Annotated in this window: 20 protein-coding genes, 1 tRNA gene and 2 pseudogenes; 9 read left to right on the top strand and 14 right to left on the bottom strand. The window is 61.4% G+C overall.

Translation table 11 applies throughout. The features are described 5' to 3' along the window. Positions 1–17: 17 nt before the first annotated feature. On the bottom strand, positions 18–998 hold the full coding sequence (locus CK215_RS15715; protein WP_095831444.1) for a HEPN domain-containing protein: 981 nt from the start codon (positions 996–998) through the stop codon (positions 18–20). 993 nt (positions 999–1991) lie between these two features. Continuing rightward, positions 1992–2106, bottom strand: a pseudogene (locus tag CK215_RS31790) (PilZ domain-containing protein); the annotation flags it as partial. A 486-nt stretch (positions 2107–2592) separates the two neighbouring features. Here CK215_RS31790 and CK215_RS31305 point away from each other — a divergent pair. Then, positions 2593–2751 carry a hypothetical protein gene (locus CK215_RS31305; RefSeq protein WP_156752737.1) on the top strand — a complete coding sequence of 53 codons (159 nt, stop codon included), beginning with the start codon at positions 2593–2595 and terminating at the stop codon, positions 2749–2751. 297 nt (positions 2752–3048) lie between these two features. Here the strand turns inward: CK215_RS31305 and CK215_RS15695 are convergent, their stop codons facing one another. From CK215_RS15695 to CK215_RS15670, 6 genes are all read right to left on the bottom strand, one after another. Beyond that, the gene (locus CK215_RS15695; RefSeq protein ID WP_245418694.1) at positions 3049–4371 is read right to left on the bottom strand and encodes an efflux RND transporter periplasmic adaptor subunit; all 1323 of its coding nucleotides are present in this window, start codon (positions 4369–4371) and stop codon (positions 3049–3051) included. After that, positions 4364–7546, bottom strand: a complete 3183-nt coding sequence (locus CK215_RS15690) for an efflux RND transporter permease subunit (protein ID WP_095831443.1) — start codon at positions 7544–7546, stop codon at positions 4364–4366. The genes CK215_RS15695 and CK215_RS15690 overlap by 8 nt, the downstream gene beginning before the upstream one ends. Before the next feature lie 92 nt (positions 7547–7638). Further along, entirely contained in the window at positions 7639–8019 is a 381-nt protein-coding gene (locus CK215_RS15685; protein WP_095778608.1) for a hypothetical protein, read from the bottom strand. Positions 8020–8530: 511 nt separating this feature from the next. Further along, the gene (locus CK215_RS15680; protein WP_067000612.1) at positions 8531–8776 is read right to left on the bottom strand and encodes a hypothetical protein; all 246 of its coding nucleotides are present in this window, start codon (positions 8774–8776) and stop codon (positions 8531–8533) included. A gap of 100 nt (positions 8777–8876) precedes the next feature. Further along, entirely contained in the window at positions 8877–10331 is a 1455-nt protein-coding gene (locus CK215_RS15675; RefSeq protein ID WP_245418693.1) for a winged helix-turn-helix domain-containing protein, read from the bottom strand. 188 nt (positions 10332–10519) lie between these two features. Next, positions 10520–12475 (bottom strand): HWE histidine kinase domain-containing protein, encoded by a 1956-nt coding sequence (locus CK215_RS15670; protein WP_245418692.1) that lies wholly within the window; start codon positions 12473–12475, stop codon positions 10520–10522. A 789-nt stretch (positions 12476–13264) separates the two neighbouring features. Between CK215_RS15670 and CK215_RS15665 the strand changes: the two genes are divergently transcribed. After that, on the top strand, positions 13265–14158 hold the full coding sequence (locus CK215_RS15665; protein WP_095778606.1) for a lipid kinase: 894 nt from the start codon (positions 13265–13267) through the stop codon (positions 14156–14158). 280 nt (positions 14159–14438) lie between these two features. Here the strand turns inward: CK215_RS15665 and CK215_RS15660 are convergent, their stop codons facing one another. Together CK215_RS15660 and CK215_RS15655 are read right to left on the bottom strand one after the other, a co-directional pair. After that, positions 14439–14954 (bottom strand): metallophosphoesterase, encoded by a 516-nt coding sequence (locus tag CK215_RS15660; protein ID WP_095831440.1) that lies wholly within the window; start codon positions 14952–14954, stop codon positions 14439–14441. A gap of 46 nt (positions 14955–15000) precedes the next feature. Next, positions 15001–15465: a hypothetical protein gene (locus CK215_RS15655; protein WP_067329922.1), complete on the bottom strand. Its 465-nt coding sequence runs from the start codon at positions 15463–15465 to the stop codon at positions 15001–15003. Positions 15466–16258: 793 nt separating this feature from the next. On the opposite strand from CK215_RS15655, the gene CK215_RS31300 reads away from it, so the two are divergent. Next, positions 16259–16331, top strand: a tRNA-OTHER gene (locus tag CK215_RS31300). A gap of 497 nt (positions 16332–16828) precedes the next feature. After that, a complete protein-coding gene (locus tag CK215_RS15645; RefSeq protein WP_067329916.1) occupies positions 16829–17062 on the top strand; it encodes a hypothetical protein in 234 nt (77 codons plus the stop codon). Between the two features lie 109 nt (positions 17063–17171). Here CK215_RS15645 and CK215_RS15640 read toward each other — a convergent pair whose 3' ends face one another. Both CK215_RS15640 and CK215_RS15635 read right to left on the bottom strand, forming a co-directional pair. Beyond that, a complete protein-coding gene (locus CK215_RS15640) occupies positions 17172–18605 on the bottom strand; it encodes an aldehyde dehydrogenase family protein (RefSeq protein WP_095783218.1) in 1434 nt (477 codons plus the stop codon). Between the two features lie 122 nt (positions 18606–18727). Continuing rightward, positions 18728–19225 carry a GAF domain-containing protein gene (locus tag CK215_RS15635; protein WP_067000588.1) on the bottom strand — a complete coding sequence of 166 codons (498 nt, stop codon included), beginning with the start codon at positions 19223–19225 and terminating at the stop codon, positions 18728–18730. 191 nt (positions 19226–19416) lie between these two features. Between CK215_RS15635 and CK215_RS15630 the strand changes: the two genes are divergently transcribed. From CK215_RS15630 to CK215_RS15610, 5 genes and pseudogenes are all read left to right on the top strand, one after another. Further along, positions 19417–20313 carry a GlxA family transcriptional regulator gene (locus CK215_RS15630; RefSeq protein ID WP_245418701.1) on the top strand — a complete coding sequence of 299 codons (897 nt, stop codon included), beginning with the start codon at positions 19417–19419 and terminating at the stop codon, positions 20311–20313. Positions 20314–20476: 163 nt separating this feature from the next. After that, positions 20477–21772 carry a Xaa-Pro peptidase family protein gene (locus tag CK215_RS15625; RefSeq protein ID WP_095831438.1) on the top strand — a complete coding sequence of 432 codons (1296 nt, stop codon included), beginning with the start codon at positions 20477–20479 and terminating at the stop codon, positions 21770–21772. Positions 21773–22094: 322 nt separating this feature from the next. Continuing rightward, positions 22095–22772, top strand: coding sequence for an isochorismatase family protein (locus tag CK215_RS15620; RefSeq protein ID WP_095831437.1), 678 nt, complete (start codon positions 22095–22097; stop codon positions 22770–22772). Between the two features lie 273 nt (positions 22773–23045). Further along, positions 23046–24686 carry an ABC transporter substrate-binding protein gene (locus CK215_RS15615; protein WP_095831436.1) on the top strand — a complete coding sequence of 547 codons (1641 nt, stop codon included), beginning with the start codon at positions 23046–23048 and terminating at the stop codon, positions 24684–24686. Positions 24687–24703: 17 nt separating this feature from the next. After that, a pseudogene (locus CK215_RS15610) lies at positions 24704–24931 on the top strand (hypothetical protein); the annotation flags it as partial. 45 nt (positions 24932–24976) lie between these two features. On the opposite strand, the gene CK215_RS15605 reads toward CK215_RS15610, so the two are convergent. Beyond that, positions 24977–25759 carry a hypothetical protein gene (locus CK215_RS15605; protein WP_095783213.1) on the bottom strand — a complete coding sequence of 261 codons (783 nt, stop codon included), beginning with the start codon at positions 25757–25759 and terminating at the stop codon, positions 24977–24979. 247 nt (positions 25760–26006) lie between these two features. Next, positions 26007–26783, bottom strand: a complete 777-nt coding sequence (locus CK215_RS15600; protein WP_095831516.1) for a hypothetical protein — start codon at positions 26781–26783, stop codon at positions 26007–26009. Positions 26784–26862 lie beyond the last annotated feature (79 nt).

Raw genomic sequence — 26862 nt, 5'->3', positions numbered from 1 at the left:
GACATGGAGCTCGCGTTCTAGCTCCCGGGCCGCGAGCGCTTTGGAGCTATGATGCGAACCTGCTCATCCAGGGGCGAGTTAGCGGGTGTGGCCCCATATTCCACGCCACTGCCATTGTAGATAACAATCACCGCTCCGCTGACGTGCGGATGTTGCATCAGTCGAAGGACCTTCGCAAGCGCGGCGTCAGTGGCGTTTCCAACGTTTCTGCCTTGCGAGCGCTTGAGTTCGAGAACGACACGCTCGCCACCTCTCGTGACCACAATGTCAGCCTCAGACGGCATGACAGCGGCACCTGTGGCAAACGTAGTGCCGGCGTCGACCTCGATTTCACCATCAGCTGCTAACTCAGCGGACAGGAATCCGCGCAACGCTCCCTCGAACTCGTAAGCATGCTGGAAACGGGCGCGGTCGTCGTCCCTCGCGACAACTGGTGCCTCTTCATGGTTTTGGACGAAGGACAGGGCTCGCTGCGTCACGAGTTCCAATAGCGGACCTCGGCGGTCTTCCGGCGAAGTCTGTTCGGGCTCGGCTGCTGCTGCTAATAGGTAAGCTAGCTGTCCTGCGATCTGGTCACATAGCACGATCGCGAAGGCTGTGACCGAGACGGTTGCGAGAAGCGCTTCGTCTTCGTCGAAGTCGAGCGTGTAGTCATGCGTGGAAGGATTACGCCATTCCTGCCGGTACCGCGTAAACTGGTCGAGCACCTTTCGCCGCAGGTGGTTTCCCTGGCTGAGAAACTGCTCAATCTCATGGATGCTTTTGCCTTCTGGGTCGCGGCCCGCCAGGACGCGATAAGCCTCCTTGATGCTGCCCTCAAAGGCTTGGTTGCAGCGATAGATTGCGTCGTTGTAAAGCGTCTCGTCAGGCTCGCTCTGGCCGCGTTCAAGGTGCTTCACGGCTGCGTCGACATGCCTCTTGACCGCTCGCAGGCCATTCGTATGCGCACCCTCGGGCAGCTCACCAAGTTTTCGATTGAGAATCGCTCGTATATCCATTCCAGCCGCGATCGTATGCCCGCTCTTGTAAAGAGCCTAAGGTCTAAGCTCAGAACCCGAACCCGCACGTCCAAGCGCCATCGCGTGATATGCGGATATGCACCGCGAATAGCAGCTTTAGCGGAATAGCAACAAGCTAGTCGATGACTGCTTTGAGGCGAAAAGTTGCCGTTCAGATACTCAACCCATTGCAACACGGTTGCGACATACGACCGAATTCCTCTTTAAGAACAAGAGTTCGATCTGTCTCTGACTCCGTTAGTCCTGGTTCGAATCCAGGTTCCCCAGCCAACGAAATATCCAAGCAGAACTATGCCTTAATGAAAACATGGTCTCCGGACCGTGTTACATCTCATTTGCAGCACGCTCTCACCTAAGTCCTTGTTTTTCCGTGCATTGCAAAACATTCCCGCTCACTCCATGGAACACGGAATGGCCGTGATGTTCTCGGCACGTTCTTGAATTAGCAGGCACTAACGGGTCTGTGAGTCTTGTCACATACGCTCGTGGCGCATCGGCCTAGCTTGTGCAGCGGTGAAGGGAGTGCCCTGATGCTTATGAACCTTCCTATGCTTATGAACCTTCCTCTTGTCGTAGCTGGTCCCGTTGTCGATTGGTTTGGTCGCCGAGCCGATCAGAGGGCGCTATTGAAGGCAACTGACGATCTGAGCGACTCACCGGACGACATGCTCAGCGACATGGGGATTTCCCGCGACGACATCGAGACCGCGCGCTGGCGGTCCAGCCGGAGAGTGGGCTGACAGAAGGCCCGGAAAGCCGGATGCTAACCCTGCTCTGGTGCAAATCGCCATCGCTCCCATGCGAAGCGCCCGCTGCGTTGCCGCAGCGAGCGCTCCAGTGGTCCCCGCATCCCTCGCAGCCAAGACGGTACGCCTCGGTAAGACGGATCATAAGCGCGCCCTAGTTGAAGCGCTGCATATTCAGATTGCGTGACATTTCTGCCACTAGAGACAGGAAGGCCGGAGCCGGCATTCAACCGTAATGGAACTTCGGCTTTGGCTCGGTGCCCTCGAATTCAACGCCTACGCGATCACTCTTGCGCCATCGAACAACTGTAGGCGATCCCACCAACTGGTACGTAAAGCAGGCATTTATGGTCTGGCCCGAGCCGTTTCACCAGTGCGGCAACGTCCAGCACCGCCGACCGCCGGCAAGTGAGGCAATAGACAGAAAGGCCCGTCCCGGCGTCCAGCTTTTTTGCCGAGCGTGACTTCCGTGAAGGGAAATTTCATTGCCATGGCGATCCTCGCAAATTGGGGCCGCCGCACCGGTGAGGTTTATTCCTGATCGCCAGGGCGATTGCCAAAGAGGTTACGCGATCACACCATGTCCTTTTGAGGTAGAAATTAGCTATCTTGCATATGCGGCGGACCACTAGTCGCTAGGCCGGCGCCGGGCTCTCAGGCAATTCTCCCCCACGAGAAAAGGCGCCGGTCACCTTAGCCCGCCGCTGGGTGTGGGGGCACACCGAGCGGCGGGTTATCGGATTCCGATGACGCTTCGCTAAGAACTGGTGTCTTCGCACCAGAGGATGGGGATTCACAGCGAATCCGTTTCGATCTAGAATCTTGGCATGGAAGACGCGCTCGATGATCTTGCTCGCATCCTGACAGCCCCGCAAACCAGTCTGCGGACGCGCTACGGCGCCTTTGCCATGCGGATGGCAGAAAGTCTCGCCACTGGGCTCGCAATTGGCGTGGGCATCGCCCTGGTGCTTGCGGTCGCCGGCTAGGCATGGCTGCTAGAGCCAAGCACAAGAAACCTCCCGGCCCTGGCCCTTCGGGAAAATACGAAGGCGCGAACCACGCCGACTTGTGGCGCAAGCGGATGACCGAACGCCACCGTTGGCGCCTGACGCCAAATGCGGTGGTTTGGACGCTTGTCGTGATCGCGATGACAGTCTCGATCTCTCTGATCGCGATCAAGGCTCGTTAGCGGCGGCAATCGGCAGGACCGCCCCGACCTGGTCGCATGTAGGCGTCCAGTCCCCCGGCCAGCCGGGTTCGGGAATAGTCTTTCGCCACTTCGCCTAGGGGACCTTGGGTGTGGCTTCCTTGGCCTGTGACAGCTTGACGATATGGACTTCGTCGCCCTCCGCCAGACCGTCAGGCGGAGTGGCGATGACATGGTCGTCGGCAGCGACGCCCGAGGCCAGTTCGATCTCGTTGCCCAGGTCGCGGGCGATCGTCACCGTCTTGAAGGCGACGCGATTGTCTGGCGCGACGGTGGCGACGCGCAGGCCTCTCTCGTCGAAGATGAGCGCGCTGACGGGAATGCGGAATGTGCCGGCCACCCCGGAGAGATCCACCTTCACATTGGCATAGGCTCCGGGCATCAGCTCTCCCTTGGCGTTGTCGACGGAAAGCTGCATCTGCGTCGTGCCGGACGTGATGTCGACCGCCCGAGCCGAGGCGACGACGGTAGCCGGGAAGCTTCGGCCCGGATATTCGGGCACCGAGACGGTGGCCTGCGAACCCAACTTCACATCCGGTGCGTAGTTCTGCGGCACGTTGATATAGACGCGCAGCGTATGTACGTCCGAGACCACGAACATCGCCTGCCCGGCGCTCGATCCGGCCGATATAAGCGAACCGACATCGGTGTTGCGCGCAGTGATGAGGCCGTCGAACGGCGCGGCGACGGTCTTGTAGGCGGACAGCACCTCAAGGCGCTCGACATTGGCCTCGCCGGAATTCACCGCGGCCTGCTTGCTGGCTAGATCTGCCACGCGCTGGTCGATTTCCTGCTGCGCGACGGTCCGGGATTCGAGCAGCGGACGCTCGCGCTTGAGGGTGATGTCGGCCAGGACCTCGGCCGATTTAGCGTTGGCGAGGTCGGCCTTGGCCTGCAGCAATTGCTGGTCCTGATCGGGGGCCTCGATCTCGGCCAGGGTCTGCCCCGCCTTGACGCTCGCGCCGATATCAACCTTCCAATCCTTCACATAACCGCTGACGCGGGCATAGATTGGTGCGCTGTCGTTGGCCTGCAGCCGTCCGGGCAGATTTAGGCTGACGACGCCAGGCTTGGCGTTGAGCGTCACCAGGGCAACGCTTGGTATCGCCTGCGCCTCCGTCCATTGCCGCAGCTCGACCGCGCTCCTTTGGCGAGCACTGACGCCGGTGTAGACCAGGGTCGCGGCACCGGCGATGGCGACGACGCCGAAGATGCCGAGCCCCACCGGTGAGCGGCCAGGCTTGCGTTGCGAGGACGTCACCTCGGTTGCCCCAGCCCCGTCGAGCGACTTGGTGTCAGCTATCTTCGAGGTTTCATGCCCGTTGTTGGCGTCGTGCCCCGGCATGGGAGCGATTTCGGGGCTCGTGTCGAGCTTCTGCTCGGTAGCGTGCTCAAGCATGATGCAAGGTCTCCGAAGGCGCTGCAGCCGGCTTGGCCTCACGCTTGTGAACGAGGCTGAAGACAACGGGCACGAAGAGCAGCGTTGCCATGGTTGCGAAGATCAGGCCGCCGACCACGGCGCGCCCGAGCGGGGCGTTCTGCTCGCCGCCCTCACCGAGGCCGAGAGCCATCGGCGCCATGCCGATGATCATGGCGAGTGCGGTCATGCAGACTGGCCGGAAGCGGACGAAGCCGGCTTCGAGGGCGGCGGCAATCGGGTCGCCCAGTTCCGCCAGGCGTTCGCGGGCAAAGCTGATCACGAGCACGGAGTTGGCGGTCGCCACGCCCATGCACATGATCGCACCCGTGAGGGCAGGCACCGACATCGGCGTCTGCGTGACGAACAGCATCCAGACGATGCCGGCAAGGCCGGCCGGCAGCGCCGAGACGATGACGAAGGGGTCCGACCAGGACTGGAAGTTCACGACGATGAGCAGATAGATCAGCACGATGGCGCCGAGCAGGCCGAATAGCAGGCCGGCGAAGGCGCTGTTCATGGTCTGCACCTGACCGAGCAAGGAAACGGAGCTGCCCTTCGGCAAATCGGCGGCGGTGTCAGCAAGGATCTTCTTGATATCGGTGGCGACGGCGCCGAGGTCGCGGCCCTGCGTGGTGGCGTAGATCTGCACCATCGGCACGATGTTGTATTGCGAGACGACTGCGTTGCTGACCGAGCGCTTCACACTGGCGACGCCGCCGAGGATGGGCAGCGTCCCGATGCCGGCCGCCGTGATCGGCGTCGTCTGCAGGGCGCCCAGCGTATCCACCTGATATTGCGGCGTCTGCATCACGATCGGATAGGACACGCCGCTCTTTGGGTCGAGCCAGTAGGTCGGCGACACCTGGCTCGAACCGGCAAGGTCGACGACGAGGCTGTTGGTGACGTCCTTCTCGGTAAGGCCGATATATTCGGCCTGGGCGCGGTCAACATCGACGTTCAGTGTCGGATTGGCCTGCGATTCCTGGATGCGAGCATCGGCAACGCCGGGAATGTGCCGCAGGCGGTCCAGCACGAGACCGGCATATTTGAAGTTCGCCGGCAGATTGTTGCCGCGCACCTGGATATCGACAGGTGCTGGTGCACCGAAATTCAGGATCTGGCTGATAATGTCGGCCGGCAGGAAGGCGAAGGTCACGCCCGGGAACCGGCGCGGCAGCTCCTCGCGCATCTTGCGGACGTATTCATCGGTCGGTCGGTGGTCTCGCGACAGCTTGACCTGGATGTCGCCATCCAGGGAACCGATCACGCCTGTGTTGTTGTAGGCCAGATTGATGCCCGAGACCGGGACGCCGATATTGTCGACCAACGTGTCGAGCTGGTCGGGCGGAATCAGCTGGCGGATTGCCTTTTGGATGTCGGCGAACTGGTTAGCGCTCTCCTCGACGCGGGTGCCGATGCCAAGGCGCACATGCATCAGGATTTGCCCGGTGTCGACAGCGGGGAAGAAATTCCGTCCCAGATAGGGCATCAGCAGGAAGGACCCCATGACGCAGGCCAAGAACCCGGCAACGAACACCACGCGATGGCCGAGCACCAGTTCCAGCAGGCCGTGATAAACGACACGGATGCGTTCGAACGTCGCCTCGAAGCCACGCTGGAACAGCACCAGCGGGTTGTAGCTGCGCGGCTTGCCATGCACCCCATGATCGACATGCGGTTTGAGCAGGTAGTTGCACAGCGTCGGGACGAAGGTGCGCGAGAGGATGAAGGACGAGATCATCGCGAACATCACTGCCTCGGCCATCGGCACGAAGAGGAAACGAGCAATGCCGTCGAGGAGGAACATCGGCACGAAGACAATGCAGATGCACAGCATTGAGACGAAGGCCGGCGTCACGATTTGCCGGGCACCGTCAAGGATCGCCGTCCGAACCTCCTTGCCGTGTTCGAGATGCCAGTTGATATTCTCGATGGTCACCGTCGCATCGTCGACAAGGATACCGACGGCGAGCGCCAGGCCGCCAAGCGTCATTATGTTGAGCGTCTCGCCGATCATCGACAAAGCGATCACCGAACCGAGGATCGCGAGCGGGATCGACGCGGCAATAATGATAGTGGAGCGCCAGCTGCCGAGGAACAGCAGGATCATCATGCTGGTGAGAGCGGCCGCAATTGCGCCTTCGCGCGCCACGCCGGTGATGGCGCCGCGGACGAAGAGCGACTGGTCGCCGAGCAGCGACACCTGAAGATTGTCGGGCAAGCTCGCTCGCATCAAGGCGAGTTGATCCTTGATGCCCTGGATGATCGCGAGCGTCGAGACCGAGCCATTCTTGAGAATCTGAAGCAGGACCGAGCGGGTGCCGTTGACATGGACGATGTTGGTTTGGGGTGGATTGCCGTCACGCACCGTCGCCACGTCCTTCACATAGACAAGCGTCCCGTTCGCTGACTTGATCGGCAGGTCAGCGAGGTCAGTCAGCGAAGATGGAGCATCGTTGAGCTGCACCGCATATTCGTAGCGACCGATCTTTTCGGTGCCGACCGGTGTGATCAGGTTCTGCGCGGCCAGCGCATTGGCGACGTCCTGCCCCGACAGACCCCGCGCCTGCAGTGCGTAAGGGTTAAGGTCGATCTGCACCTGGCGGGTCTTGCCGCCGAACGGATAGGGAATGGCGGCGCCCGGCACCGTCGTAAGCGGTGTGCGGATGGTCTGGAGACCAAGATCAGCCAGCGCCTGCTCGGTCAGGCCCTGCCCCGAAAGGGCAATCTGCAGGATCGGTACGGTGGAAGCGTTGTAGTTGAGGATCAGGGGCGGCGTTGCACCGGCCGGCATCTGCTTTAGCACGGTCTGTGCCACTGCGGTGACCTGCGCATTGGCTGTGCGGATGTCGACATTCGGCTGGAAGAACACCTTGATGATGCCGAAGCCGTTATAAGAGGTGGATTCGATATGCTGGATGTCGTTGACGGTGGTGGTCAGCGAACGTTGGAACGGCGTCGTCATGCGGCCCGACATCTGATCGGGCGGCAGGCCCGTATATTGCCAGATCACGCTGATCACCGGGATACGGATATCCGGAAAGATGTCCGTGGGGGTGCGCAAGGCCACGAGCGGGCCGATGATCAGGATCAGCAGCGCCAACACGATGAACGTGTAGGGCCGGCTGAGGGCAATGCGGACGAGTGCAATCATGAAACAATGCCTGAGGCGAACCAATGACGCGTGTAGGTCGCCTCAACCCTTCCGATTTTCTTACTCACACCATTCGGCAACCGAACGGCTGCCTAGGCCGGCTCAGCGTAGATGCCACCAGGCGGAAGGGCCTTGAGCTTGGTTGCGTCGTATGTGTCGTCAAACGCAACGTAGAAGGTTCCAGACAGGATCGTCGCGAAGCGGGAATCGAGGTGCGACAGCGGCATGACGTGTTTGTGCGGCTCAAGCCGCAGCAACACGGCATGCAATCCAGGCTTCGTCGCATTCACATGGAGCACCGTACCGCTCTGGCCGTTGACCCGGGACGTCTCGGACGTGCTCGTGGTGATGGAGGGTTCCCGGGGCCTCGCAACAACGAGTGGCATTTGAGCGTCCGCTGCCTGGACTGCATTCATTCCCGCTGGCGACAGCAAGGCCGCGGCGAACATCAGGTACCGGAAAGCCGACTTCATCGATCACTCCTTGGTCGAAAGGCAACTCTTAGGGGAGCCGACCAACTCCCTATTCAACTTCCCTGGGCAAGCAGTGCCTTCTGCCTCCAGCCCGCAATCGAGGTCCGCTGCAGCGTGGGCCCGATCGCGCGGTCCCGACAGGCATCGATGTCTGCTCCATCGGTCGCCAGGCACGCAGCCCTGCTTCGCTGGTGGCGTTGAGAGCAGAGGCGTTCTGAACGAACATCGCCCAAAAAGGTTGTACGCGTCCAATTTGGAAAACGCAGAAACACTCATCACCACGGTGAATAATGTGCGGCTTCAGGCTCAACTCGGGTGGCCGGTCTTCCAAGCCAATATGCTGAAGAGAAACGCCGCTTGTGTATGCAGGGCCGCAAGCGGCGATGATCAGGATCAGCAGCAGGAAAGGCTCTCTTCCGCTACCGTCTTTCCCCCACACTCATCAAACTACCAGTTCCGGCTTCGCTGCGACCGGGCGCGTTCCTGCCGCTGGAGGATGAGCGGACGACTCCTAGCCGTTGAAGGCGGGCAAAGGCTGCGAGACGGTGAGACTTGCAGAATATACCGGCCTGCCGGCTTCGTCATGAACGGCAACGGTCACAGTCTCATCCAAGTCGCTTGAGGCGATTTCGTCTGCAGCGATATCGTGAAGCGCCTTCAGCGCTTCTCGTCGCAGGTCGGTGAGATTGCCGAGGTCGACCCAAGCATCGCCGAGGCTTTGCCCATTTCGGAAGACTTCGAACAGATAGTTCGGCATGCATTATTGTGGGCCGCACGAGATGCACCCGCATTCAAATTTGAGAGATGGGAAAGCATCCACCCCTCCGAGTGTGAACGTAGCCTTCCCTGGGGTGCGTTCAGGCGGGAAAACCGGCCTTTCTGAAGCCTGATGTGAAAAGCCCGAGGGCGACATGGTCGGCGAACGGGAGATTTGAAATCAGCCGGAGAGTCAGGTCGTGTTTCCTGGTCAGTGCCTCCTCGACTTCGGCGCGCGCCTTCTCCGTCTCGCCCAAATGTGCGTAAGACGCTGCGAGGAAAGCATGGACGAAGAATTGGTCGCCAGCCTTCTGATACGAAGCGACGGCTTCCGAGTACCTTCCAAGCAGGAACAGGGAGCTACCCTTCACCTCCCAGAACCACATCGGTGGCACCGGGTCGCGCAGGAGCGCTGTTTCGAGCACGTTGAGCGCCGTCTCGGCCCGCCCGCCGTAGTTGAGCCAGCTTGCGTAATCCCCCGCTATGTTCACGTCCAGCGGGTTCAACGAGCGCGCTCGCTCGAAATGCACTCCCGCATCGCTGTGTTGGCGCATGTGCGTAAGCACCAGCCCCATGCTCTGGTGACAGACGCCATCGCTCCTGTCGAGAGCGAGCGCCGTTCGAGCGGCGTCCCAAGCCTTCTGTAGCGTCCGCAGATCGTTGTCGTACCAAAATCTGCCGACGAGGGCCTGCGCCAGGAAGGCGTGACCTTGAGCGAATGCCGAATCGAGCTCGACACACCGCGCGAAGAGGGGCTCGGACTTGTCCAGTTCATATCGGTAGAAGTGCGCGCGCCCCTGCAGGTAGTAGTCGTATGCGTCCCAATCGGTCGGACGCTTGCGTATGCTGCGGCTCGCCGAATCGGCCTCCGTTTGGCCTTCGACCATCGAGGCGATAAGAGCCGCAACCTCGTCTTGCAATGCGAAGATGTCGTCGAGGGCCCGGTCGTACCGTTGGGCCCACAGGTGGGTGCCGGTGGCAGCATCAATCAATTGTGTGGTGATCCGAATGCGATCACCGAGCTTTCGTATGCTGCCTGCGACGAGGTAGCGAACTCCGAGCTTGCGGTGGGCTTCGGCAGTGTCCAATGCGGGGTGACGGAACTGAAACGATGAATTGCGTGCGATGACGAGCAGGGAGCGGAACCTGGCCAGCTCCGTAATTATGTCCTCGGTTATGCCGTCGCTGAGATACTGCTGGTCCGGATCGCCGCCCGAGTTGACAAAGGGCAGCACCGCGATCGACGGCTTGCCGGGCGGTGGGATCGCTCCGTAGGACGCGCTCGCCACCGGCTCGACAGTCCCCGTGAAGCGGTAGCCGAGGCGAGGCACTGTGGCGATCCACTCACCGCCGTTATCAGCCGGACCGAGTGCCTTTCTCAGCGTCGCGATTTGGACGGTAAGGTTGCCTTCCTCAACGGCGGTGCCCGGCCAGGCAGCGTCCATCAGCTCGGCCTTCGTCAGGATCTCACCGGGCCGTGCGGTAAGCGCAGCAAGCAGCGTCAGCCCACGATGCCCAACAGTGATCGGGATCTGGTCTTTAAAAAGCGTCCCCATGTCAGGATCGAGCACGAACGGACCGAAGGCGATGCGACACCGCTGCATTTGGGCATATTAGACGTTTGGAAGTTGTCGGAACAGGCACCCCCTAAATTCCCGGGCCAAACTCTCCATTCTTCCTAGGTGGTAGTGCTGAAAGACGTCGCGGGTCTCGTCGCCGTCTGGTGTTTGCGTCGGCACTTACGCTACTTGCTGCGGTCCAATCCCACCTTAAAAATGCAACGCAGCCCGGAGCGATCGTAGACCAGCTCAACCCCGCCCGTTCTTTCGCTGTCGAACACTCGCTGCAGGAGTTGCGTACCAAAGCCGTGTTTGCCAGGCACGACCGGCGGGCCGCCTTCCTCGCACCATTCCAGGACCAGAATTCGGCCCCCATCGACGTATTCCAACCGCCACGAGATCGAGACCGATCCGGTAGGATTGGAGAGCGCCCCATATTTGATGGCGTTGGTGGTAAGTTCATGAATGGCCAGCGCGAAGGAAAGCGCCACGTTCGAGGGCAACCAAACCGGCTCGCCTGTGAGATCGAACCGATCGAGAGAGGCATGCGGGTCGATCGAGGCGGCAATGAGCGTGCTGAGATCGGCACCGCTCCAATTCTCCCGGGTGAGAATATCATGCGCTTGTGCCAGCGAAACCAGCCGGGCCGAAAGCGCCTCCTTTGCGAGCGCGAGGCTGGTTGCGCTGCGCATGGTCTGGCTCGCGATTGCCTGAACTACGGCCAGCGTGTTCTTGACCCGGTGATTTAGTTCATTGATCAACAGTTGGCGCTGCTCCTCACTCCGTTTGCGCTCGGAGATGTCGAGGCTGATCTGGACAGCGCCTATTACCGAGCCTGCCGCATCGCGGACGGGCCGCGCGCTGGAAAGCAGGTAACGTTGCACCCCGGATGGCAGCGTATAGGCGAATTCCTCACTGTCCGTTTCCTCGCCGCGCATGGCTCTGCTCAGCGGACGGTCTTCCCGGCTGATGGTCTGGCCGTCTTTGTACGCCAGCGTTTCGATCACCAAGTCGGGCGTCCCAAAGGATCTCCGGGACTCCGTCGATAGTCCCATCAGTTCCGCCGCGAACCGGTTGCGGATCACCTGTCGCGCTTGCGGATCATAGGTGAACCAGACCGCCACCGGCGCCGTATCCAGAACGGTTTCCAACTCGCGCGTGCGTTCCGCGATTGCACGGCCGGCTTTGATCATGGCTTGGGCAATCGTGTCGAACTCGGCGACAGACGTCGACATAGGTTTGACCTCGCTCCCTTTGCCGAGCGCATCGGCGCGCGCGGCGAGGTCGACTGTGGCCTTGGTGAAGGTTTTACCGACCACGTAGCCCAGAGTGAGCGAAAAAAGCAGCGCTGTTAGGCCTGTTGCACCAATCTGTGCGAGAGACCACCAGAGAGGTGCTTGAACATCGGAGAGCGGAACATTGGCGGTGTAGAACCAGTCCGAATAGGGCGATCGGTAGTACCCGGCCAGCAGCGTGGTGCCTTCGAAATTGCGAGATCGGAACGTACCGGAGCGGCCGACGACCTTTGCTAAATATTCCGGCAAACCGGGCTTGCCGGTCACCTGGCCATGCAACTTGGACCTTGCAACGTAGTTGCCCTCACGATCACCGACAGCGACCGTCCACCCTGCTGGCACGGCGGGCAGCATTGCAAGGCGAATGCGTTCCGTCGGGACCGACATTGAAAGCAGCAACGACTGGCCTTTCGAGCCCGACACTTGTCTGGTGACCGCGATCCGGTATGCGTTCGATCCCGGCGCGGCGAACACGTTGCTGACCAGCACGCCAGCAAGATCCAGGTGCTCGCGCTCCTCGGGCGTCAGCGGTTCGGCCGAAGGCTCGGAGCCCTTGGCGGATTGAGTGCTTGCCAAGGCGCGGCCACCGAGATCACGCAGCGTGATTACCTGATCCGTACCATGGACGAGGCGGCTCGCCTCGTTGCTAAAAGCCTGAAGATCATCATCGGCGAGAGCAGGCGACTTGGAGAGCCCTTCCAGAAGGGTCTTGAGATTGACGAGTTCGCCATCAACGACCAGCGACACCTGACGAGCAATCCAAAGCGCCTCCTGCTCGATACGAGACTGCTCATGCAGGGCGTAGGCAACGAACAGATAGGCAGCAAACAGCCAGACCGGCAACACGGCCGCTGCGATTAGTCCAAGCAGATGGGCTCGTACCGATCGACGAAGCAAATCTGTTTCCCTGTCTTTCGCAATACTGCAAGCTTAGCCGCAAGCTGCCGAACGACAAGCTTGGATTAACACTGCTGAGCATGGTCAAGTTCGAAGGCCGATCGGCGCCAGACAATGCGGCTAAGCGAAACTCATTGAGTTGCAAAGAGTCCCGCCGAGAGGTGGACAGAGGAGCCACGCGGGAACCAGAGCCGTCATTTCCGGCTCGGCGGGCCAGCGTATCCCGTCGCCTTTCATTCGAGGGACGAAAAGGTGGCGGACAACGATCTCGCTGAGGGGGCCAGCTTCGATGCGGAAGAGACAGGCACCGAACGGGTGTCCACGGGCAGCGAAGGTCTCGACGGTACCGGAATGACGTGATTGCGATTCCCGAGCCCATTATCGGGCTCGGCTGGAGCTGGAGCTGGAGCAAGCGCTTAAAGAAATCTTGAGCGAGTCGGCCGCCAAACCTTCCAAGGACAAACTTCACTAGCCAAGGCGGCTCTCTCGCTCCTCGGGAGTCCTACTGCAAAAAGCGGATCGCTTCAGCCCGCCTTCTCAAGAAAGCGCTTCGCCATAGCCAATGTGGACCTTTTGCCCGCGAATGATCCGACGCCGCAGGCGCGCTACGCTCTCCGTCGCTTAGAAACCGCGCGCCATAGGCGGGGCAGGTGTGACGTTTCGCGTCGGTTTGCGGTCGAAATCCGGAAGCAGCCACCCTATTTGCGTTGAGCCATGATCAGTCGGACCGATCTTTGAATGAGCGAAGCAGCCAAAAGGCGCGCGTTGCTGCTCCTCAATCCCAAGGCTCGGCGCGGCCAGGAGATGCTCGCGCCAATTGTGGAGCGGCTGGGGCGAGGTCGGCTTTCCGTCACCGTTGAGATGTTCGAGGCGTTGCCTGAAATCGCTCGAGACATCGTTCGCTTACGCCATATGGCCGATCTTGTGGTCGTGTGCGGTGGCGATGGTTCGGTGTCCTCGGCGGCGACGGCGATCATGGAAAGCGGCCTGCCGATGGGCATCATTCCGATGGGGACGGCGAATGACCTTGCTCGTACGCTCAACATTCCGATGGATCTCCTGCAGGCCGCCGATGTGATCGCGCGAGGCCGAACCCGACTGATCGATGTCGGGACGGTCAACGGTCATGCCTTTTTCAATGTCGCAAGTATCGGACTCAGCACCGAACTGGCGCAGGGTCTTGACCCCGCACTGAAGAAGCGCTTCGGCAGGCTGGGCTATGCGCTGGCGGCGATGAAAGTGTTGACCCGGGCCGCGCGGTTTCACGCGAAGATTACCGAGAAAGGCGCGGCGATCGAGGTGGAAACCTACCAGATCGCGGTTGGAAACGGTCGGCACTACGGCGGCGGCAACGTGGTGGAAGAGACGGCCGAAATCGATGACGGACATCTCGATCTCTATAGCTTGGAAATGACGAACCTCTGGAAGCTGGCTTTGATGCTCCGCTCTTTCCGTTCTGGAACGCATGGCGCATGGCGTGAGGTGCGCACGGCCAGGTGCGTCGAGTTCGACATCGAGACGCGGAAGGCGATGCCGGTCAACACCGATGGCGAGATCGTCACGTCGACACCGGCCCATTTCAAGGTTCACCCAAAGGCGATCTCGGTCTTCGCGCCGGATCGCGCCCTGTAAGCCCCGCGTCTTACGGTTTGATCAGTTTCCAGAGCCTCGCCTAGCGCTCGATCAGCGGCAGAGCACGAATGTGCTCGCCGTTGAGTAGAGAAGGTCGAAGGCGACGAAGGTGAGCAGCTCGGCGTTCAGGTCATGCGCGAATGGACGGCATGAAAGTTCGGCCGTCCGTCGGGATCCCGCGCGATCATCTCGCCGTCGATGATGAAAGACTCGGGTGTTCGGTTAGCGCGGTCCAAAAGAACGGCCGCCCCTGATGCTCTCGCTGGCCGGCTGACCTACTTTAAGCTAGCGAAGACTGCGTCCGGACACCGCCTTTTTGGATCAATGCTGGAAGCGGGACCGGCCGAAAGTTCCAAGCATCTACGCCAACGTCGTACTGGCGTGGAAGCGGCTTGAGCTTCCCATGCGAGTGACCGTGCAAATTGATCGACTTCTTGCCCATCTGATTCCAGGTGCGGAACGGATAGTGGCACAGGATGAGAAGCACCCCGTTGAACCTGAGTTCCGCGTAATGCTGAATACTGGCCCATCCGTCGGCGGCGGTCGTTTCGTCCGGGTCATTGTTGCCGATGATCAGGTTCTTGCGCCCATTGAGGCGCGACAGAAGTGCCTCCCCGCCTGCTTTGCCGTGGCGCGCGACGTCGCCAAGATGCCAGACCTCGTCGTCAGGCGTGACGGTCTCGTTCCAGAAAGAGATCAGCGCTTCGTCATGTTCGGCGAGCGATGCGAAAGGCCGCCGGTCAATCCGTAAGATGCGGGCATCATTGAAATGCGTGTCGCTCGTAAAAAATAGCATCAGGGCATGCCGGCAATGCAGATCGAAACCCACCCTGGGCCTAAGGCTAGCAGCCTTCGGCCCTTAAGGATCTTACCATTCGCACAATGATCCGATCATAAGGCGTTTTCTCCGATCTGCTGTAGTTGATCGTGAAAAGCGCGGCGCGGTCATCACAGACCCTGATGGCGCGAACATATCGGATCTCGCCGTTGTTGATCCCTGAATAGCTGGCCCAGGTCGAGGTCAGGCGCCGGTACGTCAACTTCCAGCCGGCCTTTTCGTCTTCCAGCATGCGATGCTCGATCTCGGCCCGAAAGCTGGCTCTTCCAAGTCTGGCGCCCCACACGGCAAGAAACGCGTCTTGTTCGCCTTGGAATGCAGCACCCTGATCCGAATGCTGGGTGAGGACGAAACCAGGCGGAACATCGAATGTGAAGCCCAGTTGCCGGACCCCAAACGGCTGCCACTCCTGGGCCTGAAGAGAGGCGGTGCAAAAAAGAAAAGTAAATATACTGAACGCAACCCGCATCGGCTTGATTTAGCGCCGCTTCATAGGGCGTCCAGATCAGTTAGGGGCCCCCCGGCCCAGCATCTGGTGATCCATCGCAGAGCTGCAGCGGCGTTCGGGCCATGATCTCGACGGACAAGCCTGGCTTGGCGCAAGTGTGTCGCCGGACTGTGCGGGAAGCTGCCGTGGACCCGCAACCGTCGATGCGGCACACCACCCTAAGCTAACGCCAAGGCTGCACCGGCCGCCGTTCAGGGCCGAGCGCTAAGACTGGGGCGCAGGTCTGCTTAAGGAAAAGCTGGGCGTATACGTCCCGTTCTTCGGCTGTGATGCCTTGCTCGCGAGTCAATTGCTTGAAGGCTTCGCGCAGCTGATCGAGGTCGAACGTTGAAATGTGTTTGGGGGTAGTCATTGCGCACCTAGGGGTGATGTTCCACTCATTTCTTGGCAGCTCGCGAGAGGCCTTGCGAAGGCTTGGCTTCCTGTCGGGTTCGCTTGCGCTGCTGTCTCCCAACGCGACGGCAATAGCCGACGCGACGTCGCACCGAACTGCGTTCAGCGAGGCTTGTTCCGCTGAACGGCTTGTCTTCTTTCTAATATTAGCAAAGTCTTTATGAAGGTCCCGCCGACCCATGACTCGTTAACGATGGCAAAGGGCTTGAGCATTGCGACGAAGTGCATCGATGCAACCGTCATCAGGACCATCGACGGTCGGGCCGGTCTGTCGACCCGGGCATCGCCATCCCCATTCGATCCCATCGCCCCCGAAAGAGGCCAAAGACAAGGTGGATCTTCTCTGGGAGCTGGCAGCGTTGCTGGTGATAGGAACGGGTAGACCAGCGGACTCTTAACTCCGCCGGTCCTGGTTCGAATCCAGATTCGCAGCTAGAACTGTGAGAATTCAATTGCTTGGGAAATTTCGTTTGCCGGCATCGCTGTCCGCGGGGTTCGCCCATAGGACGATATATTAGCGAATTAACGAATCGTAGACCGCGCTGTCCTATTCTGGGACAGCGCGGACACTACCCATCGGCCGCGCAGGCGGCTCCGGCTTTCAGGCAACCCTACCCCTGGCCGGAGCCGCCACCTTGTACATACCAGCAAGGGTTGAATCAACCCTTACCAAGCATCCTTACTGGTGCATTTTGCCGATCGTTAGATTTTGAAATGCCGAGGACGTTAGCCGTACCGCGCGGGGATGATCTGCCTCCGCCGCATCCGATAGCATCCGGGAATCCGCCCAAAGCCTTCGCCGATCATATTAGCGATCAACGATGTATTAACGACTAAGGCGCAGCCTTGCCGGATCGGGACGAGAACTGCCCCTGATCGACGATCCGGCATTTTATGTGCCGAGACGTTCGACCGATGCGGAGCCAAACGCATGAGTGTCGAAACCGCGCTGGCGCAGCTGTTGCGCATGCTTCACCGTCGAGCCTTGAACCTGGCGGCGTTGCCGGACGATGAAAGACTTGCTCATTACGACCTCATCCGCCGCTCGTGCTGCGGAGCAGCCGAGCAAATCGGCCAGAGCCCCGACAATGCTGCCATTACCGCAAACAGCGTGGTCGAATTTACCCGCGCCATGGTGGGCATCATCGAGGCAAGACGCGGGTAAGAAGGCGGCGAGGAAGAGCTGATCGGCTGTCGCGGCAAGCGGCTCATGGCAAATGGCGAAGCCGAGATCGCGCCCTTTCTCTATCTGCCTGCGCCGGCCTCTGCTCCGCCTACTCCGCCGCCGCGTATCCGGCGATGCCCTTGATCTCCAAAAAATCCTCGAGACCGTATTCGGCATATTCGCGGCCGTTGCCGGACTGCTTGTAGCCGCCGAAGGGGAGGCCGGCGTCCCAGGTCGGATAGTTGATATAGACGTTGCCGGAGCGCATGCGGGCCGCGGCCTGGCGCGCCTTCTCGATGTCCTTGGCCTGGATGTAGGAGGCGAGGCCGAAGACGGTGTCGTTGGCCAGCTCGATCGCCTGCTCGACCGTGTCGTAAGGCATGATCGACAGCACCGGCCCGAAGATTTCTTCGCGCGCGATGCGCATGTCGTGCGTCACGTTGGCGAAGACGGTCGGGCGGACATAGTAGCCGCGGTTGAGCTCGGCCGGACGGCCGGGGCCGCCGGTGACCAGGGTCGCGCCTTCGTCGATGCCGCTCTGGATCAGGTCTTGAATCTTGTCGAACTGCAGCTGGCTTACCACCGGGCCGAGCTTCGTTCCCGGCGCGTCGGCCGGCCCGACGGTGAGTTTCTCCGCCGCCGTCCTGGCATAGCCGGCGGCCTCGTCATGCCGGTCGCGCGGCACGAACATGCGGGTCGGCGCGTTGCAGGACTGGCCGCTATTGCCAAAGCAGCCGGCCACGCCCTTGGTCACCGCCCTTTGCAGATCGACGTCGGGGAACAGGATATTGGCGGATTTACCGCCGAGCTCCTGATGCACACGCTTCACCGTGTCGGCGGCCGCCTTGGCGACGAGGATGCCGGCCCGCGTCGAGCCGGTGAATGACATCATGTCGACATCCGGATGGCTGGCCAAAGCCTGCCCGACAGTTGGGCCATCGCCGTTGACCAGGTTGAAGACGCCCTTCGGCACACCGGCCTCGTCCATGATCTCTGCGAAGATGATGGCGTCGAGCGGCGCGATCTCCGAAGGCTTCAGCACCATGGTGCAGCCGGCGGCGAGCGCCGGGCCGACCTTGCAGGTGATCTGGTTGAGCGGCCAGTTCCAGGGCGTGATCAGGCCGACGACGCCGATCGGCTCCTTGACGATCAGCGAGGAGCCTTTGACATGGCGAAACTGGAAGGTCTTCAGCACCTCGGCCATCTTCTCCAGATGCGCTTGGCCGACGCCGACCTGGCTGTCCAGCGCCATCTGGCGCGGCGCGCCCATCTCGCGCGAGACGGCGAGCGCAAGGTCCTTGCTGCGCTTCTTGTAGACCTCGATGACGCGGTTGAGGATGTCGAGGCGCTCCTCGACTTCACTGAAGCCGAAAGTGGCGAAGGCGCGCCTGGCGGCAGCGACCGCCTTGTCGACATCGGCCTTGGTGCCCAGCGAGATCTGCGCGAAGGCGTCTTCGTTCGACGGATCGATGACGTCGAAATTGTTCGGCACCACCGGATCGACCCACACGCCTTCGATATAGAACTGCAGATTGTGCGACATATCTTCTCCCTTCGGCGCGCTTGGCGAGCGTCATATTCCGCCAGAGATAACGACGCGCGTATGGCAACGCAAGACAGGGTCGTTGAGCCAGCGGCGGAGCCGTACCGCAGTCCGCTAAGAGTTCAGTCCTCAAAGGAACTGGCGGCCACATAGATCGCGGCAAGCTTCTCGATGCCGGCCTGGTCTTCCTTGTCGAAGCGGCCTGGCAGCGGGCTGTCGAGATCGAGCACGCCGAAGATGCCTTCGTCGTCGCGCAAGAGCACGACCAGCTCCGAGCGCGAGTCGGCATCGCAGGCGATGTGGCCGGGAAAATCGTGCACGTCCTTGATCAGCATCGACATATCGAGATCGACCGCCGTGCCGCAGACGCCCTTGCCGACCGCTATGCGCACGCAGGCCGGCTTGCCCTGGAAGGGGCCGAGCACCAGCTCTTCGTCGGATTGAAGGAAATAGAAACCCGCCCAGTTGAGGTCGGGCACCATCTGGTAGATGAGCGCCGAGGTGTTGGCGGCGTTGGCGATCGAGTCGCGCTCGCCTTCCAGCAGCGCTTTCAATTGCCTGGCCAGCTCATCGTAGAAGGCCGGCTTGTTGCTCGTGTCGAGGGCCGTTGCCGCAAACATCCTGGTCGTTTCTCCGTTGCTAGGGCGCTGAAGCGCCCGCTACAGTTTGGCCTTCTCTGCCACCAATGCTGCGCGCGGGAAATACCAAAGTCGTGAGCGCCATTCTCGCCAACCGTAAACGCGACCGCGCGCAGCCGGAGGCAGGCGAGACCCCGCTCTCCTTCGCGGTGCTGGTCTTTCCCGGCTTTCCGATGTTGGCGTTTTCCTCGGTCATCGAGCCGCTGCGCGGCGCCAACATTCTTGCGAAGCGCGACTGCTACCGATGGGTGATCGTCGGCGCGGATAAGGGCACGGTCGAAGCCTCCAACGGCGTCGTCATCCAGCCCGGCTTCTCCGCCGCCAATGCACCGAAGGTCGATCGCATCGTGGTGTGCTCCGGTGGCGATGCCGACCATGTCGTAGCCGACGAGGCGATGAGCTGGATCCGCAAAAGCCTGCGCGGCGGCGCGCATATCGGCGCGGTGGCGGATGCGGCGTTCTTCCTCGCCCGCGCCGGCCTGCTCGACGGACATGCCTGCACCTTGCACTGGACCAGCCAGGCCGCTTTCACCGAGGCGTTTCCCGACATCGAGCTCAGGCGCGATCTCTTCGTCATCGACCGCAAGCGTTTTACCTCGGCCGGCGGCGTCGGCAGCCTCGACATGATGCTGGAGATCATCACGCGCGACTACGGCGCCGAGCTTGCCGCGGGTGTCGCGGAATGGTTCGTGCACTCTCCCCTGCGGTCGAGCGTCGACCGCAAGCTGATGCCGCTGCGCCTCCGCACCGGGGTGCAGAACGAGCTGGTGCTGTCGGCGATCGCCATCATGGAGGACGCGGTCGAGGAACGGCTCGGCATGGCGGAGCTGGCTAAGCGGCTTGGCGTCTCGCCCGACAAGCTCGAGCGCAATTTCCGCGCCGAGCTGGATATCTCGCCGAACGGCTATTACCGGCGCCTCAGGCTGAAGCGCGCCGCCGATCTGCTGGCGCATTCGACGCTGATGGTGCGCGATGTGGCGCTGGCCTGCGGTTTTGCTTCGATGTCGAGCTTTGCGCGGGCGTTTCGCGAGGAGCACGGGCACGCGCCGAAGTCGATGCGAAGGCATTAGGGTGCGCTTTGCTGCTACTACTCCGACTTCCTTCACACACCCCCTCTGTCCCGCCGACATTGCAGTGACGACATCGGTCGCGCGGCATCCTGCACGACATTTGCGGAATGCCGCACAAGCTCTGCATCCTGCCCGGCTATGTTCGCGGGAACAGGAGGCACCCATGAGCATCGTCGTTTTCGATCCAGACAGCACCGAGGATGTGGACTTCAAGGACCGCATGCGCCACCCGGCCGCGGCCGATCCCGCCGGCGGCATGTGGCTCTCCGACACCGAGCCGTCCTTCATCGACGCGGACGCTCTGCGCAAGGGGCGGCTCGCCAAACTGCGCGCCTGGATGCGCGAGGCGGGCTATGGCGGCGTGGTGCTGTTCGACCCCTATAACCAGCGCTACGCCACCGGCTCGCGCAACATGTTCGGCTATTTCCTGCGCAATTCGACCCGCTACTTCTTCATCCCGACCGAAGGGCCGATCGTGCTGTTCGAGTATCCGCAGAGCTACCATGTCTCGATGGTGCTCGACACGATCGACGAGGCGCGTCCTTCCAAGCTCGTCTGGTCCTCCGTCTCCGGCCGCGACGACGAGACGGCGGGGCCGTTCGCCGACGAGATCACCGAGCTTCTGAAGAGGCATGGCGGCGGCTCGATGAAGCTCGGCCTCGACCGCTGCAGCCATCTGCAGGCGGTGGCTCTGGAAAAGCGCGGCTGCGAGGTGAAGGACTGCCAGGGCGAGATTCTTGCCGTGCGCGCGGTGAAGACGCCGGAGGAGGTGAAATGCCTGCAGGCCTCCATGGCCGGAGCTGAAGCCGCGGTGGCCGCCGTCCGCGAGGCGATCAAGCCCGGCGTTTCCGAAAACGAGCTCTTCGCCATTATGTATCACGAGGTGATCCGCCAGGGCGGCGAGTTCATCGAGACCCGGCTGCTGACGTCAGGACAGCGCACCAATCCGTGGTTCAACGAGGCGAGCGGCCGCAAGATCAGGCCGGGCGAGCTGGTCGCGCTCGATACCGACACGATCGGCTGCTACGGCTATTATTCCGACTTCTCGCGCACCTTCCGGTGCGGCCCGGGCAAGCCGACGCCCTACCAGAAATCGCTCTATCGCATGGCGCATGACCAGGTGCAGCACAACATTTCCATCGTGAAACCCGGCATGGCCTTCCGCGAGATCGCCGAGAAGGCTTGGAAAATCCCGGATCGCTTCGTCGACCAGCGCTACACCTCGGTCATGCACGGCGTCGGCATGCATGGCGAGACGCCCTTCATCGCCCACGCGATGGATTACGAGACATACGGCCGCGACGGCATCATCCAACCCGGCATGGTGGTGAGCGTCGAAAGCTATATCGGCGAGAAGGGCGGCCGCGAAGGCGTCAAGCTGGAGGACGAGGTCCTGATCACCGAAACCGGCACCGAGCTTCTCTCGCGCTTCCCTTATGAGGATGAGTTCCTGGAATGAGCGGTTTGATGCCGATGCGCTCTGTTGGCGCCGCCCATTCGTTATCGCAGGCGTTCGAGATTGGCCGCAGCACTCATGTCCTCGTCATCCCAGGGCGAAGCAAGGAGCGAAGCGACGCGGCGCAGACCCTAGGATCCAATCCGTTACGTCGGAGCGCCGCAACGGCGCAGAATTCTGTTAGGCCGCACTCTTCGATCAAGGTAACGGAATGGATTCTAGGGTCTTCGCGACGCCGCTTCGCGGCTGCTTCGCGCTGGAATGACGAAGCTGATACGCTGCGGCACATTCCGACGCGCCGCGGCACCCCTTCGAGAGCATCCGCATGAAATCCCCCATTTCCATCCGGCGCGGCACGGTGGCCGCGGTGTTCATCGATCTCCAGGAGGAGCATCGCAAGGACAAGCGCTATCTGGTCGAAGGCTTTGCCGACATCCTCGCCAACGTCCAACGCCTGCAGCAGGCGGCGCGGCGCAATTTCGTGCCGCTCTATCATTGGGCCTACATCGTCGACCTCGCCGAGGCGCGGCCGTTCCATCCGCTCGACGAGAGCGGCAAGTCGGCCTTCTCCGACAAGGACGATCCGCTGACGGAGATCTGCCATGAAGTGGCGCCGCAAAACGGCGAAGCCACTCTGGTCAAGCAGGAAGCCAGCGTCTTCGGCAAAAACGATTTTGGCGACAAGCTCGAAGCGGCCGGAATCGAATGGTTGGTGATTGCCGGCGTGTGGACCGAAGCCTGCATCGACGCCACAGTGAAGGATGCGGTGACGCGCGGTTTTCGCGTGCTCCTGGTCAAGGATGCCTGCGGCAGCGGCAGCAGCGCCATGCACCAGACCGGCATCCTCAACCTCGCCAACCGCCTCTATGGCGGCGCCGTGACCAACACGCTCGACGCCTGCCGGCTGATGGCAGGCGACACGGTGAGCGTGTGGCAGGTCGAGGGATCGGTGCCGCTGCGCTTCACCTTCGAGAATGCGGCGCAACTTTACGCAGAGCTCTGACCGCGAAGACCGGAGACCCAGCCGCCCGGCAAGGCGCAGCAATTATGCGCGTCAGCCAACTTCAGCTTGCGGAACAGCGCACAAGAATTGCGGAAAACCAAACATTCCGCCGCGGAAAGCGGACCTATGATCCCCTCGCAGGCAACGGCGCCCGGCGGCCGTATCCGCCTCCGCGCCTGACGGCAATCGGGGCCGCCCACCGGGTTTCGTGTAGGTCGTCGCCGCCAAAAACCGCCGCGCGGGCGACCTGCACCAACAATAGAGGGAACGACAATGAAATTCATGCTGACCGACAGAAAACTGCACCCGCGGGCAAAGCCGACCGCGGAGGATTTCAAGAAGGGCGCGATCAGCAGGCGCGAGTATCTGGCGCTTATGGCCGGCTTGGGCGTCAGCGCCGCCGGCGCGCTGGCGCTGGGCGGCCTTACTCCCTCGCCCGCTCGGGCCGAGGAGCCGAAGCGCGGCGGGGTCCTGCGCGTCGCCATGAACGTGAAGGGCTTCAAGGATCCGCGCACTTTCGACGGCGTCGAGATGTCGAATGTCGCGCGTCACTGCAACGAATATCTGGTGCGCTGGAAAACCGACTTCACCTTCGAGCCCTGGCTGCTCGAAAACTGGGAGACCAGCGACGACGCCAAGACGATCACGCTTCACGTGCGCAAAGGCATCACCTGGTCCAACGGCGACACTTTCAACGCCGACGACGTGATCCACAACCTCAACCGCTGGTGCGATGCCTCGGTCGCCGGCAATTCGGTCGCCGCGCGCATGGGCGCGCTCGTCAATGCCGATACCAAGAAGCCGGTCGACGGCGGTATCCAGAAGGTCGACGACTACACCGTCAAGCTCAACCTGCCCAAACCCGACATCTCTCTGATCGCCGGCATGGCCGACTATCCGGCGCTGATCATGCACCGCTCCTATGAAGGCGATGCCGATCCGAAGAAGGCTTTGGCCATCACCACCGGCCCGTGCGAGCTGGTGAGTTGGGACGCCGAGACCGGTGCGGAGGTGAAGCGCAAGGACAAGCCGTGGTGGAAGGGCGAGTTCTATCTCGACGGCATCAAGTGGGTCGACTACGGCTCCGATCCCAATGCCATGCTGTCGGCCTTCGAATCCGGCGAGATCGACACCGACCACGAGACCGCCTCGGACGCCGTGTCGCAGACCGAGCAGATGGGGCTCGAAAATTCCGAGATCGCGACCGGCTCGACCATCGTCGCGCGCTTCAATGTCGGCAACGCGCCCTATGACGACGTCAAGGTGCGCCGTGCCGCCCAGCTTGCCGTCGACAATGCGGCCGTGCTGAAGCTCGGCCTCGACGGCAGGGGCAAGCCCGCCGATAACCACCATGTCGGACCGATGCATCCCGAATTCGCCGATATCAGCCCGGCCAAGCGCGATGTCGACGCGGCGAAGAAGCTGTTGGCCGAATCCGGCAAGGCCGACCACGAATACGAGCTGATCTCGGTCGACATCGAATGGCAAAAGAGCACCGCCGACGCGATCGCCGCCCAGATCCGCGAGGCCGGCCTCAAGATCAAGCGCACCGTGCTGCCGGCCGCCACCTTCTGGAACGACTGGAGCAAGTTCCCCTACTCCTGTACCGAATGGCTCGGCCGTCCGCTCGGCGTCCAGGTGCTGGCCCTGGCCTATAAATCGGGCGCGGCCTGGAACGAAAGCGCCTATTCAAACAAGGAGTTCGACGAGCTTCTCGATAAAGCACTTGCGACCCCGGATGCCGCCCAGCGCAAGGAGATCATGGCCAAGATCGAGCAGAATTTGCGCGACTCCGGCATCATCATCCAGCCCTACTGGCGCTCGGTCTACCGCACCTACCGCAAGGGCGTGCATGGCTGCGAGCAGCACCAGGCGCTCGAGCAGCATTTCGAGACGGTTTGGCTGGAGTCCTGATTCCTCCCAGGACCGATCGCGACGATCTGGGCCTCAGCGGCGCCGTGCAGCGCTGCGCCCAGCATCCGGACAATGTCTGGGCGCTGCACGGGCTGGTCGAATGCCTGAAGCGGCGCCGCGAGAGCGAGGAGCTGCCGGGCTTGCAGGCGAAACTTGCTTTGGCGGTGACCAAGGCGGACGTGCCGATCACATCGTCATGCCTCTGCCGCACGAGCATGCAGGCAGACCACTGCTGTTGTCGTTGAGACAGCGGGCGGCCGCCGTCAAAGTGGAAGGCGGCCCGGCCGTTGCTAAGAGAAGATTTTCGCCAACTCATCGACGCTGGTGCCTTCCTTGACTTGGCGCAGTTCGACATAGCTGACCGCGGTGGCGACGGAGAGCACCATCGAGACGACGGCCTGCACCACGGCGGCGCCCAGTTCGGCAAGGATCCCGCCGAAGAGAAGCAGCACCACCAGGATTCCCCACTGGATGACCATCGCGATGATGACCAGGATGAGGAAGAGGCCGAACAGCGACCAGCGATTGCCTTTGGTCAGCGCTCGGCTGCGCGACATCGAGCCGAAGACGCCCAACCGTTCCTGGATGAGGACGGGAACCGACATCGACCAGCCGAGCCACAGGATGATGCCGGGAACGATCAGCGCGATCATCGCAAGCGCAGAGCCGATGCCGACGAGCAGGCCGATCGCAAGCGTCGGCAACAGGAAGCGGATGGCAATCTGCACGCTGTCGCCGAAGGATGGCCGCCTTCCGTTCAGATCCTCGATTGTTGCCCGCACCAGCGACGACTGGAGCAGCAGCGTGAAGACGAAGGAAATCAATCCCGCGAGGATGCTGAGATAGGAGTTGCGCAGCATCGCGTTCGGATCCGCCATGGCACTCGGATCGCCATTCATCACCGCTTCCATCTGCGGTTGGGTCCATAACCTGATGAGCAGCGTCGGGAGGCCGGCGAACAAAAGCCCAAGCCCGACGCAGAGTCCTATGTTGCGCGTGATGACGGCAAAAGTGCTGTTGAACACCCTGCCGATTTCGAATCTGCCTGGTCGTCCCAATGTCGCAGTGGTCATGATAGCTTTCCCCCGAGCCGCCGCCGAATCCAATTCGGCAACTTCAAAGTAAATCTGCCAAGAACTGCGGGCTCCGTCCAGTGGACTTGCAATTGTTTCGGGTATTCCCGGTGTCAGCCAGAACCGCCGGCTGCAGAAAAAGCTCACGGTCGCGCTCTGATTTGAGGCCAGGATGGCGATTTTCAGGCAGGCTTTCAGCGGGGCTGCCGCTCATCAGCACTTCGGCCGGCCTCGCCAGCATCCCAGACTACGAGAATATCTCCGCCAGTTCATCGACGCCGGTGCCTTCCTTGACCTGGCGCAGTTCGACATAGCTGACGGCGGCTGCGACGGAACCCACCATCGAGCCGATGCTCTGGACCATGGCGGCCACGACGGCGGCGACGATGCCATGGAATAGATAAATGACCACTCCGGTTATGGATTGAATCACGAGCCCCATGATGACCAGGATCACGAAAAGGCCAAACAGAGCCCAGCGGCTGCCTTTGGTCAGGGCGCGGCTGCGCGACATCGAGCCGAAGACGCCCAAGCGCTCCTGAATGAGCACCGGTATTGCCACCGACCAGCCGAGCCCGAGGATGATTCCGGGCACCAGCAAGGCAATCGAGGCCGCGCCCACGCCGAGCGCTACAAGCAGACCTATGGCGACCGTGGGCAACAGGAAGCGGATCGCTGTTGCGATGGAATCCCCGAAAGTCGGCTTCTTGCCGTTCATGTCCTCGATCGCCACCCGGACGAGGCTCGACTGCAACAGAACCGCAAAGGCGAGATAAAGCATTACAATGACCGCAGTTCCAATGATGAAGCCGAGCTTGTAGTTCGTGATAGCCTTGGCGAAATTGGCCGGATTTCCAGGATGGGAATTTAGACGCACGAGCTGGGTGACCAGTTGCGGTAGTCCTGAAAACAGCGCCGCAAGACCAACGCAGAGTACAATATTACGACCGATCACGGAGAAAGTGTTGTTGAACACTCGGCCGATCTGATACTTCTCCTGCCGTACCAACGCGGCTGAAGTCATGACGCCCTCCCCTGCTTGGCCGCTCCACGCCAGCCTATCGCCCCAAAGCAAATCTGCCAGTATTGACGAGACGCGTCCA

It is taken from the genome of Mesorhizobium sp. WSM3864, from assembly GCF_002294955.1.
Classification (GTDB): Bacteria; Pseudomonadota; Alphaproteobacteria; order Rhizobiales; family Rhizobiaceae; genus Mesorhizobium.
This window is presented reverse-complemented; position numbering and strand designations above follow the sequence as displayed.